This window comes from Cohnella sp., from assembly GCF_041641335.1.
In the GTDB taxonomy this organism is placed as follows: domain Bacteria; phylum Bacillota; class Bacilli; order Paenibacillales; family Paenibacillaceae; genus Cohnella.
In genome coordinates this window covers 24,135-38,634 of record NZ_JBEPYQ010000066.1, presented here as the reverse complement: position 1 = coordinate 38,634, position 14,500 = coordinate 24,135, and the positions used below count along the sequence as shown (strand labels likewise).

Below are 14,500 nucleotides of genomic sequence, written 5' to 3'. Positions count from 1 at the left end.
GATGCGAATTTCTGCCATAGTTAAATCCCTCTTTTCCCAATGTGAATTAATGCCTTTATTATAGTCCAATTCCGAAAACCTGTCGATGTGTATCTTTTCGTCCATTACGGATTCTGTTACTATAGAGTTTAATGATTTGACAGACAGGGGAAGAGACTTAATTATGACTTTAACGCAAAGTAAACCGTCTCTGCAAGAGGCTCTGGACTCCAGAATTCTCATTCTGGACGGCGCGATGGGAACGATGATCCAGCAAGCGGATCTGACGGCCGAAGATTTCGGAGGAGAAGAATTCGAAGGCTGCAACGAACTGCTCGTATTGACGAGACCCGACGTCATCCGCTCGATTCATGAAGCCTATCTGGCCGCGGGCGCCGATATTATCGAGACGAACACGTTCGGCTCGACGGCGGTCGTGCTGTCCGAGTACGATATCCCCGACAAGGCGCGTGAAATCAATCTGGCCGCGGCCCGGCTCGCGAAGGAAGCCTGCGATAAATATTCGACTCCGGACAAACCGCGTTACGCCGCGGGCGCGCTCGGCCCGACGACGAAAACGCTGTCCGTGACCGGGGGCGTCACGTTCGATCAATTGGTGCAGGACTACGAGGATCAGGTCGTCGCCTTGATGGAAGGCGGAGTGGATTGCATCCTGATCGAGACGTGCCAAGATACGCTCAACGTCAAAGCGGCGAGCATCGGCGTGAGGGAAGCGTTCAAGAAGACGGGGCGCGAGCTGCCGATCATGATCAGCGGCACGATCGAGCCGATGGGCACGACGCTCGCCGGCCAAAGCATCGAATCTTTCTACATTTCGCTCGAGCATCTGAACCCGGTGTCGATGGGATTGAACTGCGCGACCGGACCGGAGTTCATGCGCGATCATATCCGCACGCTGTCTTCCATCGCGAAGACGGCCGTCAGCTGTTATCCGAACGCGGGGCTGCCCGACGAGAACGGCCACTACCACGAATCGCCGGATTCGCTCGCCAAGAAGCTGCGCGCTTTTGCGGAGCAGGGCTGGCTGAACGTAGCCGGAGGCTGCTGCGGCACGACTCCCGCGCACATCGCGGCGATCGCCGATGCGATGAAGGACGTCGCTCCCCGCAGCATCGAAGGAGAGCATCCGCCGGCGGTATCCGGCATCGATACGGTCTACATCGAGAACGACGGCCGTCCGTACATGGTCGGCGAGCGTACGAACGTGCTTGGCTCCCGTAAGTTCAAACGGCTGATCGCCGAAGGCAAATACGAGGAAGCTTCGGAAATCGCCAGAGCGCAAGTGAAGACGGGCGCCCATGTCATCGATATTTGCGTGCAAGACCCGGACCGGGACGAAGCGTCCGATATGAAACTGTTTCTGGACTTCGTGACGAAGAAGGTCAAAGTGCCGTTCATGGTCGATACGACCGACGCCGCGGTCATCGACCTGGCGCTGAAATACATTCAAGGCAAATCGATTATTAACTCCATTAATCTTGAGGACGGCGAAGAGAAGTTCGAGAAGGTCGTTCCGATTCTCCACAAGTACGGAGCTGCCGTCGTCGTCGGCACGATCGACGAGAGAGGGCAGGCGATCTCGCGCGAAGACAAGCGGGACGTGGCGATTCGTTCGCACGACCTGCTCGTGAGCAAGTACGGTTTGAAGGCGGAGGACATCATTTTCGATCCGCTCGTGTTCCCGGTCGGCACCGGCGACGAGCAGTATATCGGCTCCGCGAAGGAGACGATCGAGGGCATCCGGCTGATCAAGCAAGTTCTGCCCGCGTGCCAGACGATTCTCGGCGTCAGCAACATTTCCTTCGGTCTGCCGGAAGCCGGACGCGAAGTGCTGAACTCCGTGTTTCTGTACGAATGCACGAAAGCGGGTCTGGACTATGCGATCGTGAACACGGAGAAGCTGGAGCGGTACGCTTCGATCCCGGATCATGAGCGCAAGCTGGCCGAACAGCTGCTGTACGAGACGAACGACGAGACGCTGGCCGCGTTCGTCGCGGCGTTCCGCGACAAGAAGGTCGAGAAGAAGGTCAAGGTCGAGAACCTGACGCTGGAGGAACGGCTCGCGAATTACGTCGTCGAGGGCAGCAAGGACGGACTGGCTCCGGATCTGGACGAAGCGCTCAAAAAATACGCGCCGCTGGACATCATTAACGGTCCGTTAATGGCCGGTATGACGGAAGTAGGACGCTTGTTCAACAATAACGAGCTGATCGTGGCGGAGGTGCTTCAGAGCGCGGAGGTGATGAAGGCTTCCGTAGCGCAGCTTGAGCCGCATATGGAGAAGAACGAATCCGCCGTTAAAGGAAAAATTCTGCTCGCTACCGTTAAGGGCGACGTGCACGATATCGGCAAAAACCTCGTCGAGATTATTTTGTCCAACAACGGCTACCAGATCGTCAATCTGGGCATCAAGGTGCCGCCGGATCAAATCGTCGAAGCGGTTCGCAAGGAAAATCCCGACGCGATCGGACTGTCCGGTCTGCTCGTCAAATCCGCGCAGCAGATGGTCGTCACCGCGCAGGACTTGCGCGCCGCCGGCATCGACGCCCCGATTCTCGTCGGAGGCGCGGCGTTGACGCGGAAGTTCACGAAGAACCGGATCGCGCCCGAATACGAAGGCGTCGTTCTCTATGCGAAGGACGCGATGGAAGGGCTGGACTTGGCCAACAAGCTGAGCGATCCGGGACAGCGCGCCCGCATCATCGAGGAGCACTGGGCCGCGCAGGCGAAGCTTGCGGAGGAATCCGACAAGCCCGCGAAGGAGCTGCCCGAAGCGTCGCGCGCGCGGCGTTCCAGCATCTCGCAGGACGCTCCGGTCTTCACGCCGCCGGACTACGACCGCCACGTGCTGCGCGATTATCCGATCACGCACGTGCTGCCGTACGTCAACATGCAGATGCTGCTCGGTCACCATCTCGGCCTGAAGGGCAACGTCGATGAACTGCTTGCCGCGGGCGACGAGAGAACCGTCAACCTGAAGGCGACGGTGGACGAGATTTTGCGTCAGTCCCAGACGAAGGGCTGGCTGAACCCTCAGGCGATGTACCGGTTTTTCCCGGCGCAATCCGACGGCAACGACATTCTGATCTACGATCCGGCGGATACGAGCAAGGTGCTGCACCGCTTCACGTTCCCTAGGCAGCAGGTGGAGCCGTTCCTCTGTCTGGCGGACTTCCTTAAGTCGGTGGACAGCGGCGCGATGGACAACGTCGGCTTCCTCGTCGTGACCGCCGGTCAAGGCGCTCGCGAGCAAGCGGAAGAGTGGAAGGAGAACGGGGACTACTTGCGCTCCCATGCGCTGCTGGCGACCGCGCTCGAAGTGGCGGAAGGACTGGCCGAACGCGTTCACCATATGATGAGGGACATTTGGGGTTTTCCGGACCCGGCCGATATGACGATGAAGAAGCGCTTCGGCGCCCGCTATCAGGGCATCCGCGTCTCGTTCGGCTACCCGGCCTGCCCGGACTTAGAGGATCAAGGCCCGTTGTTCGCGCTGATGAAGCCCGAAGACATCGGAGTCGAATTGACTGAAGGGTTTATGATGGAGCCGGAAGCGAGCGTATCGGCGATGGTGTTCGCGCATCCGGAGGCGCAATATTTCAACGTCGAGAAAGCCTGATGAACAAAGAGGCTGTCCCATAAGCGCTTTAAGTTGCTCTGGAAGATGATCGACGATAAAGGTGCGAGGGGTATGTACCTCCTTCCGATGCAAGACTCCCCACAAAGTGACGTTAAGCTCCGAAGCTTATTCCGATTACTTTGCGGGGGCCCCAAAAGCTCGCTCCTGAAACCTGAATGGGTAAACCCGTGATAAGGTGATTTCAGGAGCGTATGAGGCATTCTCCAGGAGGTACATACCCCTTCTTTGTCTATCGATCATCTTCTGCAACTTGCTTATGGGACAGCCTTTTGGGCTGTTGACCTATGACTGCGGCTCTCGCTATTCCGCGTATTCCTGCTCGTCCTGAATTTCGCTGCGCAGGCTGTCGATCGCCGCGCGGCGATTTTCGTTTTTCTGCCTCAGCGCGGAAGATTCCTCCGGAGACAGCTCGACGGAATGCTCGTCCAGGTAGTGCTCGGACTGCTCCAAGTTTTCTATCGTGTTCTGAACGGCTTCCTCCAGCTTCTCCGCGTTATCCGAACGGTCGTCGGGTTTTGCCATCGTTCTCATCGCTCCTTCGTGTTGTACGATATGGACGCATGCCCGTCGAATAGTATGGTTGCGAAGCGGTGACGATATTCGTCCCGTTCCGAAAATAATACATGGCTTACGCCGCGCTGACCTCTCCCTAACAGAGCTGATGTAACCTGAAGCCGTACCAAGAAAAAAGGCATTCGAGAGGAGACATCGGCTTGGATACGGGTTCGCACGTTTTGTTCGGCGTTACGCTCGCGGGCACAGCTCTGTTCTTTCCGTCCGTCGCTGCCGATCCGCACTTGGCGGCAGCCGTGCTGACCGTCTCGGTCGCCGGCTCTCTGGCCCCGGATTTCGACGCTGTCGTGAGGTTGCGGGGCAAGGACGCTTACTTGAAGCATCACCGCGGCATCAGCCACGCGCTTCCCGTATGGCCCGTATGGGCGGGAGGGCTCGCCGCTCTGGCCGCATGGATATGGGGAACGGGGGAGCATGCGCTTCTGCTGTTCGGCTTTGCTTTGCTGGCGGTGGCTGTTCACGTGCTGTCCGATTGGACGAACGCGTACGGCGTTCAATTTCTGCTGCCGTTTCGCAAGGAATGGCTTCATCTGGACGCGATCTGCCTGACCGATCCGTTCCTCGTCGCCGTGCACGCCGGGGCGATCGTCGCCGCACTGCTGGGCGGAGTTGACGCTTCTCCATGGCTATTCGCGGGAGCGTGGACGATTACGGCGGCGTACGTCGGATGGCGGATCGCCCATCACGCCATCGTGGCGAGACGGGTCAGAAGAAGATACCGCAGAGCGCTGGCTGTTCACGTGCTGCCGGGATTGTGGTGGTTCCGCTGGCAGTTTCTCGTTCAGACGGATTCGGGCTACGAGATGGGAAGCATCGCGGGAAGGCGGTGGCTGCCGTGCAAGCATCTGCCGCACGCCGCTGCCCACGAGTGCATCGAAGCGAGCCGGCGCTCATCGTCGGTTCAGACGCTGAAGGGGTTCGCCAAACGGGCGTACGCAAGCTGGAAGGAAGAGGCCAACGGAGACTATCTCGTCACGTGGACGGATTTGCGTTTCTGGAGAGAGCGGGATTGGCCCTATCGCGCGGAGGTGAGGCTGGATCGCCAGCTGAACGTCATCGCCGAAGACATCGGCTGGCACAAGAAAGCCTGGGAAGCTCCGTACGTGTGAAGGAATCAGCGGATTGAGCAACAACGTCCGGAACCCGATGAGCCTCCCGGACGCCGAACGGAAAAGCAACAACCTGCAAGCTCCCCGACGAGCCGCTCCAGAGGCCGTACGGGGAGCTTTCGTCTTGCAGCAACGGGGAAATCATACTTTCCCGGGAAAGCGCAGGAGCCGACACGAAATGTCGCAACAGCCCCGATCGTTGCGAATCGAGGGGCATCGTCAGGCGGATGGGCGGCCGATTTGTCGAACGATGGCCGGATCCGGGCATTGCCGCACGAACATGTATTCTGTACAATGGGATTATACCTGTATATTTAGGAGAATTGCCATGAATCCGTATACGCAAAAGGCGGAGTCCGTGGACGAGTGGCTGGAGCTGCTCAGAAGCAAGCGGGAGCTGATGGACAACGTCACGTTCTGGCATACCGAGCCGGCGAAACCGGCCCGCACGGCCGAGCTGCCCTTCACCGTTCACCCGAAGCTGGCCGGGGCGCTCGGGAGCAAAGGCATCACGCAGCTCTACACGCATCAGGCCGCATCGTTCCGGGAGGTGTCCGCCGGACGCCACGTCGTGACCGTTACGCCGACCGCGTCGGGCAAGACGCTCTGCTACAACCTGCCCGTCGTGCAGCGTCTGCTGGAGGACGACAGCGCCAGGGCGCTGTATCTGTTTCCGACGAAGGCGCTCGCCCAGGACCAGGTGGCGGAGCTTCAGGAGCTCGCCAACCTGATGGAAGCGGACATCAAGACGCATACATACGACGGAGATACGCCGCCGACGGTGCGGCAGGCGATCCGCAACGCCGGACATATCGTCGTCACGAATCCGGATATGCTGCATTCGGCGATCTTGCCGCATCATACGAAATGGGTTAAGCTATTCGAAAATATCAAATACATCGTCATCGACGAACTGCACGCGTATCGCGGCGTGTTCGGCAGCCATGTGGCCAACGTGATTCGCAGGCTGAAGCGGATCTGCCGGTTCTACGGCAGCGATCCGCAGTTTCTGTGCGCTTCGGCGACGATCCGCAACCCCCGCGAGCACGCGGAGCGCCTGATCGGCGAGACGGTGTCGCTCGTGGACGACAACGGAGCGCCTACGGGCGAGAAGCATATGGTGTTCTACAATCCGCCCGTCGTCAACAAGCAGCTCGGCATCCGCAGAAGCAGCGTGCTGGAATCGCAGAAGCTCGCCGCTTTGCTGCTGAAGAGCGGCATCCAGACGATCGTGTTCGCGCGCAGCCGCGTGCGCGTCGAAATTTTGCTCACCTACCTTCAGGAGACGGTGAAGCACGAGCTGGGCTCGAAGACGATCCGCGGCTATCGCGGCGGCTACTTGCCCAAGCTGCGGCGGGAGATCGAGCGCGGTCTGCGCAGCGGCGAGATTCGCGGCGTCGTCAGCACGAACGCGCTGGAGCTCGGCATCGATATCGGGCAGTTGCAGGCGTGCGTGCTGAACGGCTACCCCGGCACGATCGCCAGCACGTGGCAGCAGTCCGGACGCGCGGGCAGACGGCAGACGAGCTCGGTAACGTTTCTCGTCGCCAGCAGCAATCCGCTCGATCAATACTTGATCCAGAATCCCGATTATTTTCTCGGACGTCCGCCGGAGGAAGCTCGCATTCATCCCGATAATTTGCTTATTTTGCTGGACCATCTGAAATGCGCCGCCTACGAGCTTCCGTTCGAGGAAGGAGATACGTTCGGCGGCGAGAAGCTGACGGATCTGCTGGAATTTCTGTCCGAGGAGAAGGTGCTGCACAAGGTCGGCACTCGCTGGTACTGGATGGAGCAGGCGTTCCCGGCCCACAACATCTCGCTTCGTTCGGCGGCGCAGGAGAACTTCGTCATCATCGATCAGACGGAGGGGCACCGCGTTATCGGCGAGGTGGATCGTTTCAGCGCGCCGACGCTGATCCACGAAGAAGCGATCTATCTTCACGAAGGCGTGCAATATCAGGTCGAGAAGCTGGACTATCCGGAGAAAAAAGCTTATGTGCGCGAAGTGAACGTGGACTATTTTACAGATGCAAGCATGGCGGTGGAGCTGAAGGTGCTGCACGTCGATCTTGAGGCGACGACCGGGGCCCTGCATCGGCATTTCGGGGAAGTGACGGTGATGGCCAAGCCGACGATTTTCAAGAAAATTCGGCTGCGCACGCACGAGAACATCGGCTCCGGACCCATCCATCTGCCGGAGGAAATTCTGCATACGAGCGGGTACTGGTTCTCATTCTCGGAGGAGGAGTCGGCCAAGCGCAGCGCCAACGACATGCAGATGGCGCTGCTCGGGCTGGCGAACGTGCTGATTCACTTGGCGCCGCTCCATCTGATGTGCGACCCGCTCGACATCCGCGTCGTGCCGCAGGTAAAGGCGACGCATACGAAGCAGCCGACGATCTACTTCTACGACCGTTACCCGGGCGGCATCGGGCTCAGCCAGAGGCTGTACGAGAAGCACGGAGAGCTGCTGGAGGAAGCGGAGCGGCTCATTCGCGGCTGCGGCTGCTTAAGCGGCTGTCCGGCCTGCGTCGGACCGATCGAGGAAGTCGGCTTGCTGGGTAAGGAGCTGGCGATGTCGCTGCTGCAGGGGATGAAAGCATGAGCGGGCTGCGGGACAGGCTGAACCGTCTGCGCGGCACGCCCGAACCGGCCGCTCCGCGGAACGAGCCTCCTGCTCCGGTCCAGTCGGAGCGACCCGCGCTGCCTCAGGGCTTCGGCGCGATCGGCGTCGGGCTCGAGGAGAACGAAGCCGGCCCGTTCCTGCTTCGCCGCATCGCGTATCCGCTGCCTTACCGCCATGGTAAGCATGAGCTAGGCGAGCTGCTCGCGCGGGCGGGAAGCCTGCTCCCGATCGCCGAGCGCCAGAACGGGAGCAGCGGGCCGATCGACCCGTACCGGCTGTTGTTTCTCGATACGGAGACGACTGGACTCGGCGTCGGCACAGGCAACGTGCCGTTCATGGTCGGCTTCGGCTACTATGCCGGCAACGCCTTTATCGTCGAGCAGGCGCTCATCCGCCATCCGGGCGAGGAGCGGGCGATGCTGACCTACCTGCTGGACCGAATGAAGGACAAGACGCACATCGTTTCCTACAACGGCCGCACGTTCGACTGGCCGGTGCTCGCCAACCGCTTCATTCTGAACGGCTGGCGCAAGAGCGGGCAGTCGCCGGGCCATCTGGATTTCCTGCATCCTTCCCGGGCGCTGTGGCGGAAGACGCTGCCTTCGTGCCGACTGGGCACCGTGGAGGAAGCGCGGCTGGGCGTCCGCAGAGAAGACGATGTGCCGGGCTCGCTCGCGCCGACGCTCTATTTTCAATTTTTGAGCGACGGCAATCCGGAGCATCTGCACGGCGTGTACGCGCACAACGAGAAAGATATACTGACGCTGGCGTCGCTTGCCGTCCATTTCGGCCGTCTGCTGGACGGGGAAGGCGACGAGGAGGCGATTCTGGAGAGCGAGGAGCTGTTCCGTACCGCCGCATGGCTGGAGCAGCACGGCTTGACGGAAGTGGCCGAACGGTTGTTCGAGCGGCTGGCCGAGCGGGAAGAAGCCGGCGAAGCGGGCTGGAGCCTGCCGCTGGCGGCCAGATACAAGAAGGCGGGCCGCTTCGAACGGGCGCTTCCGCTGTGGCGGAAATTCGCCGAGACGGCGGAGGGCGCCGCCGCTCCCGCGGTCGAGGCGCATATCGAGCTAGCGATGCATTACGAGCATCGCGACAAGCAATTGTTAACGGCATTAACTTATGCCGAGAGAGCACTGGAGCTGGCCGTCAGGCGCGGCATTCTGGCGCGGGACAAGGTCAAGCGCGATGCGGAGAGGGCGGCATTGCAGCATAGAATAGCGAGACTGAGGGACAAGGTGTCGCGCGAAAGGAAGTAGAACGGCTTTGATACGGATACTGAAACCGATAGATAGCTACCCGGCTCCCGAAGCGCTGCTGTTCGATCTCGACGGCACGCTGTACCGGGGGAACGAACCGGTGCCGGGAGCGGGAAAGCTGATCTCCGGATTGCAAAGCCGGGGCATGCTAAGTTTGTTCGTGACGAACAATTCGACGCGTACGCCCGGCGAAGTGGCGGAACACTTAAGAGAGATGGGCATCGAGGCGCCGGAAGAGAGAATCGCGACTTCGGCGATGGCGGCCGCCGATTACGCCCGGGCGAACTATCCCGGAGCGGCCGTATATGCGATCGGCGAGAAAGGACTGAGGGAGGCGCTTCTAAGCGCCGGCCTGCGACTGGTCGAAATCGGCGAACCGGCGGACATCGTCGTGCAGGGACTGGACAGGCAGCTTACCTACGACCGGCTTGCCGAGGCCGTCAACCATCTGCTCGGCGGGGCCGCGTTCGTGCAGACGAATCCGGACCGGCTTCTGCCGATAGACGGCGGCTTTCTGCCCGGCGCGGGCAGCATCGGAGCGCCGCTTCAGGCGGCGACCGGCGTTGAGCCGGTCGTCATAGGCAAGCCTTCGCGCATATTGATGGATTATTCGCTGCGAATATCCGGCACGAAGCCCGAGAATACATGGGTCATCGGCGACAACCCCTACACCGACCTGGCCGCCGCGCGCGGCGCGGGATGTCCGTCGATTCTCGTGCTGACGGGACTGTGCGACGCGGACAACTGGGAGGCGCATTGCGCCAAGGCCGTCGTGCATCCCGACGTTGTCTGCGCGGGACCGGAGCAGCTAGAGCACTTTCTGTACGCAAGAATTTAAGGTAACCTAAGCGCATAGCGTCAACCCAAGGAAAGGGTGTCAATAACATGCCGGAATACCCGGAAATGGAGCATTACCGCACACAGCTATCTTCGCTTGTCAGCGGCCGGAAGATCGCGAAGGCGACAGTAAACCGCGCGGCGTCGATCAACGAACCCGAGGATGAATTCGCGACAGAGCTTGCCGGACGCACGATTCTGTTCGTGGAACGGAGAGGGAAGCATCTGCTGTTCCACTTGGACGACGGCAATCGCCTGCTGCTGCACCTGATGCTGGGAGGCTGGATGGCTTACGGGGAGCAAGGTCCGAAGCCGGACAGCCACTTCCAGGTCATCCTGACGTTCGAAGGAGGCCATTCGCTCTACTTCGGGGGGCTGCGTCTCGGGTACCTGCACCGGATATCCGCCAAGACCGCGATCGAGCGCATGAAGGAGCTCGGTCCCGAGCCGTTCGACCCGCGGCTGACGCCGGAAGCGTTCCGCAAGCTGCTTTCTTCCAAGCGGAGCAAGCTGAAGACGGCGTTGACGGACCAGCATTTCATCGCGGGCATCGGCAACTGCTACAGCGACGAAATATGCTTCGAAGCGAAGCTGCATCCGGCGTCGGCCGCGAACAAGCTGACTGAAGAGGAAGCGGAACGGCTGTACCGCGCCATGCACAAGGTGCTGACCGAGGCGAAGGAGGCGGGCGGTTATATGGATCATCCGCTGACGCCCGACGATCGGCTGACCGGCGGCTACAACGAGAGATGCCTTGTGTACGATCGTCCGGATGTGCCGTGCGACGTCTGCGGAACGCCGATTCGCCAAGAGACGCTGAGCGGGCGCAAAATGTTTTACTGCCCGAATTGCCAGCGGGAAGCTTGAATGAGCAGGGTCGGCAGCCATGTCAGCACGCGGCGCGGTTATCGCGCGGCGGCGGAACACGCGGCGGCGATCGGGGGAGACTGCTTTCAGTATTTTCCGAAAAACCCGAGAACGCTGCAGCCGAAAGCGTTCGAGCGCGGCGATGCCGAGAGGTGCGCCGTCTGGTGCGGGGAGCGCGGCATCGTATCGATCGGGCACGGCCCGTATCCCGTCAACCCCGCGTCCGAAGGGGAGACGGCGAGGCGAATGGCGCTCTGCACGCTCAACGATCTGCAGATCGCCGAGGCTTGCGGCTCGATCGGCGTCGTCGTCCATTTCGGAACGTACAAGGGCGCTGACCCGCTGCAAGGCTACCGCAACATGTTGCAGTGGATCAACAGCGTCACGGCACTCTGGCAGGGCCGGGCGTTGATTCTGCTGGAGAATCAAGCCGGCGACCACGGCCCGATGGGCACGACGCCGGAGGAGCTGGCGCAAATCCGCTCGCTCGCCGAGCATCCCGACAAAATCGGCTTCTGCCTCGACACCTGCCATCTGTTTGCCAGCGGCGAGTGGAAGCCGGGGCAATGGGAGTTTTTTGCGGAACGCGCCAGAGGCTTGGGACTATGGGAGCACGTACGTGCGGTGCACTTGAACGATTCGCTGTACCCGTCCGGCTCGCGCAAGGATCGGCATGCGGCGATCGGGGAAGGGCGGATCGGCCGGGAGCAGTTCGAGGAACTGCTGCGCACGCCCGAGCTGCACGCCGTTCCGCTTATTATGGAAACGCCTGCGGACCCGGACGGCACGCATCGGGAGCAAGTGAAGCGGGTCAGGCGATGGTTGGGGGAGGAAGAAGGATGATCAACGTTTATTTGGACGACGTTCGGCCTTGTCCGCGCGGCTTCGTCGCGGCGCGTTCGGCGCAGGAGTGCTTGCTGCTGCTGACGGAATGCGAAGTCGATATTTTGTCGCTCGATTACGAGCTCGGTTTCGGCCAGCCGAACGGGCTGACGGTCGTGCACGGCCTGATCGCGGCGGGCAAATACCCGAAGCGCATTTACGTTCACTCCTCCAGCATGCTGGGGCGGGCGAACATGGTAAGGGACCTCCGCGCGGCGAATCCGGAAGGCGTCGACGTTCACGACGGCCCGATGCCTCCGTCCGTGCTGCGGGAAGCCGCGGAGGCGCGGCCGGATGCGTGAGTGGGAGCCGGGGAACTGGAAGCGGGAGTGGACGTTCTCGCCGACCCCGCTGGCCCTGTTCGTCCATACGCCGCTGTGCGGCACCTGCCAGGCGGCGGGACGCATGCTCGCGGTGGCGACGGAGCTCGTCCCCGAGACGCCTGTCGCGCGGGCGAACCTGAACCTGATGCCCGAGATGGCGCAGCTGCTGAAGATAGAAAGTGTGCCGTGCCTGATCGTCAAGCGCAACAACGGCGCATGGAGCAAACATTATCGTTTCCCCTCCGTCGTGGAGCTGGTGGAACTGCTGAGGAAAGCGAGAGAGAACTTATGATTCATCTGCAAGGTTTGACATTCCGGCGCGAAGGGCGCGATATTTTGCGCGGCGTCGATCTGAGAGTAAACCCGGGGGAGCATTGGGCGATACTGGGACGCAACGGCTGCGGCAAATCGACGATTTTGGAAATGGTGACCGCCTATCAGTTCCCGACTTCCGGCACCGTCGACGTGCTCGGCAACCGATACGGAACGGTGGATGTGCGGGAAGTGCGCAGGCAGATCGGCTATATCAGTCCGGCGCTGATCGAGAAAATGGAGCTCGGAGACCCGCTGTGGGAGATCGTCGCCAGCGGGGCGTTCGCTTTCTTGCGCTTCTACGAGGAAGTGCCCGAGGAAGTGAAGGAGAGAGCGTATGAGGAACTGAAGCGAGTCGGCCTCGGCGCGTACGCGGAGCAGCCGTTCGGCACCTTGTCGCAGGGCGAGCGCAAGAAAGCGCTGCTGGCCCGCACGATGATGGCTTCTCCTCGACTGCTCATTCTGGACGAACCGTGCGCGGGGCTGGATTTGTACGAGCGGGAGAAGTTTCTGCAGTCGTTGACCGAACTGGCCGAGAACGACATTTCCCTGCTCTACGTCACGCATCATATCGAAGAGATCATTCCGGTCATTACGCACGTCGCGCTCATGGCGGAAGGCCGTTTCGTTTCCTCCGGCTTGAAGAAGGACGTCCTGACGCCGGATAAGCTTATGGAAGCTTACGATCTTCCGATCGACATTCGTTGGACGCACGATCGGCCCTGGATCGAAGTCCGGAAGGAGAGCGGCGAATGACCGACTTCGTCTGCACGGCCAACCCGGGCTTCGCCCCATATGCCATGGATGAGCTTAGGCGTCGGTTTCCCGGCCTCGAAGTATCGGGACTCGCGCCGGGCGAGACGTTCCTGATCGCGATCGGCGAGCAGGAACGGGAGGCGACGCTCAAGGAGCTGCGCCGCAAGGAGCCGGTGTTCCTTCGCCATCTGTTCCCGGTTGAGGCCGAGAGCGAAGCGACGGGCGACCCGGAGGCGACGGCCGAGCGCATGAGAACGTTCGCCGCCACTCAGGAGGAGCGGCTGAGAGGCGCGAAGGTTGCGATCCAAGTCCGCAAGGAACAAAACAGCCCGTTCCCGTTCTCCTCGGCGGAAGGCCGGGACGCGATCGTGCCGGTCGTCTCCGAGCTCGGAGCGGAAGTCGTCGCCCGCGAGGCGGACTGGATCGTCTCGATCTACGCGTCGAAGAAGAAGCTGTATATGGGCTGCTCCAAGCCGCGCGACAATCTGTCCGACTGGCCGGGCGGCGCGGTTCGCTTCCGGAAGGACGACAGTCTGATCTCGCGCGCGGCGTTTAAGCTGCTGGAGGCGGAGAGGACGTTTAATCTGCCGCTTGACCGATTCTCGAATGCGCTCGATCTCGGCGCCGCTCCGGGCGGATGGACGTCGGTGCTGCTGGAACGCGGGCTGAAGGTGACGGCGGTCGATCCGGCCGAGATGGACCCGTCTCTCGTCGTTCACCCTAACTTGCGCCATATCCGACGCAATGCGGCCGACGTCTCGTTCGCGCCGGGAACGTTCGATCTGTTCGTCTGCGACATGAGCTGGGATCCCCATCATACGAGCCGGATCGTCTCGGAGCTGGCCCCGTCGATTACGGCCGGAGGCTCGGGAATCATTACGCTGAAGCTGATGTACCGCAAGCCGCTGCAGACGATCGACGATCTGATGGAGGAATACGGCCGCTTTTTCGACGTGCGTCAAGTTAAGCAGTTGTTCCATAACCGCGAAGAAGTTACAATATGGGTGAAAAGAAAATAAGTCCGCCGTCGGGAAAGCATCCCGCATTCGGCCGGAGTTCCGAACGTTACGTTCGCGGGCTCCGGAACCGGGTGCGGGTTATTTGCGTTAACCGGTCCGCGCGGGGGAGAGAAGAGGAGAGAGTTGACGTGGACAATTCGCATGCGCACGGCTTAATCCTGGCGCCGGGGCAGCTGTTCGGCGACCGTTACCGGATCGAGAGGCCGATCGGCAAAGGAGGCATGGGCCGGGTCTACCTGGCCGAAGACACGCGGCTCGGAGGGAAGGCAAGGGCGCTTAAGCTGACGCGCCCGC

General features: G+C 61.1%; 12 protein-coding genes and 1 pseudogene. 12 read left to right on the top strand and 1 reads right to left on the bottom strand.

Going from position 1 to position 14,500, the window contains the following annotated elements; all coding sequences use genetic code 11:
• The first annotated feature begins 163 nt into the window (after nt 1-163).
• On the top strand, nt 164-3,619 hold the full coding sequence (gene metH / locus ACESLM_RS20220; protein ID WP_372633481.1) for a methionine synthase: 3,456 nt from the start codon (nt 164-166) through the stop codon (nt 3,617-3,619).
• Nucleotides 3,620-3,940: 321 nt separating this feature from the next.
• On the opposite strand, the gene tlp is transcribed toward metH, so the two are convergent.
• Nucleotides 3,941-4,162, bottom strand: coding sequence for a small acid-soluble spore protein Tlp (gene tlp, locus ACESLM_RS20215; protein ID WP_372633478.1), 222 nt, complete (start codon nt 4,160-4,162; stop codon nt 3,941-3,943).
• A 191-nt stretch (nt 4,163-4,353) separates the two neighbouring features.
• Between tlp and ACESLM_RS20210 the strand changes: the two genes are divergently transcribed.
• The 11 genes and pseudogenes from ACESLM_RS20210 to ACESLM_RS20160 form a co-directional block, all read left to right on the top strand.
• Nucleotides 4,354-5,322 carry a metal-dependent hydrolase gene (locus ACESLM_RS20210; RefSeq protein WP_372633476.1) on the top strand — a complete coding sequence of 323 codons (969 nt, stop codon included), beginning with the start codon at nt 4,354-4,356 and terminating at the stop codon, nt 5,320-5,322.
• A 328-nt stretch (nt 5,323-5,650) separates the two neighbouring features.
• The gene (locus tag ACESLM_RS20205; RefSeq protein ID WP_372633474.1) at nt 5,651-7,930 is read left to right on the top strand and encodes a DEAD/DEAH box helicase; all 2,280 of its coding nucleotides are present in this window, start codon (nt 5,651-5,653) and stop codon (nt 7,928-7,930) included.
• On the top strand, nt 7,927-9,210 hold the full coding sequence (locus tag ACESLM_RS20200; RefSeq protein ID WP_372633471.1) for a ribonuclease H-like domain-containing protein: 1,284 nt from the start codon (nt 7,927-7,929) through the stop codon (nt 9,208-9,210). Before ACESLM_RS20205 ends, ACESLM_RS20200 begins: the two co-directional genes overlap by 4 nt.
• A 7-nt stretch (nt 9,211-9,217) precedes the next feature.
• Nucleotides 9,218-10,048, top strand: coding sequence for an HAD-IIA family hydrolase (locus tag ACESLM_RS20195; RefSeq protein WP_372633468.1), 831 nt, complete (start codon nt 9,218-9,220; stop codon nt 10,046-10,048).
• A gap of 47 nt (nt 10,049-10,095) precedes the next feature.
• The gene (gene mutM / locus ACESLM_RS20190; RefSeq protein ID WP_372633466.1) at nt 10,096-10,914 is read left to right on the top strand and encodes a bifunctional DNA-formamidopyrimidine glycosylase/DNA-(apurinic or apyrimidinic site) lyase; all 819 of its coding nucleotides are present in this window, start codon (nt 10,096-10,098) and stop codon (nt 10,912-10,914) included.
• On the top strand, nt 10,915-11,757 hold the full coding sequence (locus ACESLM_RS20185; protein ID WP_372633463.1) for a deoxyribonuclease IV: 843 nt from the start codon (nt 10,915-10,917) through the stop codon (nt 11,755-11,757). It abuts the gene before it with no gap.
• Nucleotides 11,754-12,098, top strand: coding sequence for a cyclic-phosphate processing receiver domain-containing protein (locus tag ACESLM_RS20180; protein ID WP_094042562.1), 345 nt, complete (start codon nt 11,754-11,756; stop codon nt 12,096-12,098). Before ACESLM_RS20185 ends, ACESLM_RS20180 begins: the two co-directional genes overlap by 4 nt.
• Nucleotides 12,091-12,411, top strand: coding sequence for a thioredoxin family protein (locus tag ACESLM_RS20175; protein WP_094042561.1), 321 nt, complete (start codon nt 12,091-12,093; stop codon nt 12,409-12,411). Before ACESLM_RS20180 ends, ACESLM_RS20175 begins: the two co-directional genes overlap by 8 nt.
• Nucleotides 12,408-13,187, top strand: coding sequence for an ABC transporter ATP-binding protein (locus ACESLM_RS20170; RefSeq protein ID WP_372633459.1), 780 nt, complete (start codon nt 12,408-12,410; stop codon nt 13,185-13,187). The genes ACESLM_RS20175 and ACESLM_RS20170 overlap by 4 nt, the downstream gene beginning before the upstream one ends.
• On the top strand, nt 13,184-14,206 hold the full coding sequence (locus tag ACESLM_RS20165) for a 23S rRNA (cytidine(2498)-2'-O)-methyltransferase RlmM (protein ID WP_372633456.1): 1,023 nt from the start codon (nt 13,184-13,186) through the stop codon (nt 14,204-14,206). Before ACESLM_RS20170 ends, ACESLM_RS20165 begins: the two co-directional genes overlap by 4 nt.
• A pseudogene (locus ACESLM_RS20160) lies at nt 14,188-14,500 on the top strand (hypothetical protein); the annotation flags it as partial. The gene ACESLM_RS20165 and the pseudogene ACESLM_RS20160, both read left to right, overlap by 19 nt.

What these genes read in the sequence shown, in the direction of transcription:
- ACESLM_RS20200 (WP_372633471.1), top strand. Translation starts at nt 7,927, where the DNA reads ATGAGCGGGCTGCGGGACAGGCTGAACCGTCTGCGCGGCACGCCCGAA.
- ACESLM_RS20175 (WP_094042561.1), top strand. Translation starts at nt 12,091, where the DNA reads ATGCGTGAGTGGGAGCCGGGGAACTGGAAGCGGGAGTGGACGTTCTCG.
- mutM (WP_372633466.1), top strand. Translation starts at nt 10,096, where the DNA reads ATGCCGGAATACCCGGAAATGGAGCATTACCGCACACAGCTATCTTCG.
- ACESLM_RS20170 (WP_372633459.1), top strand. Translation starts at nt 12,408, where the DNA reads ATGATTCATCTGCAAGGTTTGACATTCCGGCGCGAAGGGCGCGATATT.
- ACESLM_RS20185 (WP_372633463.1), top strand. Translation starts at nt 10,915, where the DNA reads ATGAGCAGGGTCGGCAGCCATGTCAGCACGCGGCGCGGTTATCGCGCG.
- tlp (WP_372633478.1), bottom strand. Translation starts at nt 4,162, where the DNA reads ATGGCAAAACCCGACGACCGTTCGGATAACGCGGAGAAGCTGGAGGAA.
- metH (WP_372633481.1), top strand. Translation starts at nt 164, where the DNA reads ATGACTTTAACGCAAAGTAAACCGTCTCTGCAAGAGGCTCTGGACTCC.
- ACESLM_RS20165 (WP_372633456.1), top strand. Translation starts at nt 13,184, where the DNA reads ATGACCGACTTCGTCTGCACGGCCAACCCGGGCTTCGCCCCATATGCC.
- ACESLM_RS20180 (WP_094042562.1), top strand. Translation starts at nt 11,754, where the DNA reads ATGATCAACGTTTATTTGGACGACGTTCGGCCTTGTCCGCGCGGCTTC.
- ACESLM_RS20205 (WP_372633474.1), top strand. Translation starts at nt 5,651, where the DNA reads ATGAATCCGTATACGCAAAAGGCGGAGTCCGTGGACGAGTGGCTGGAG.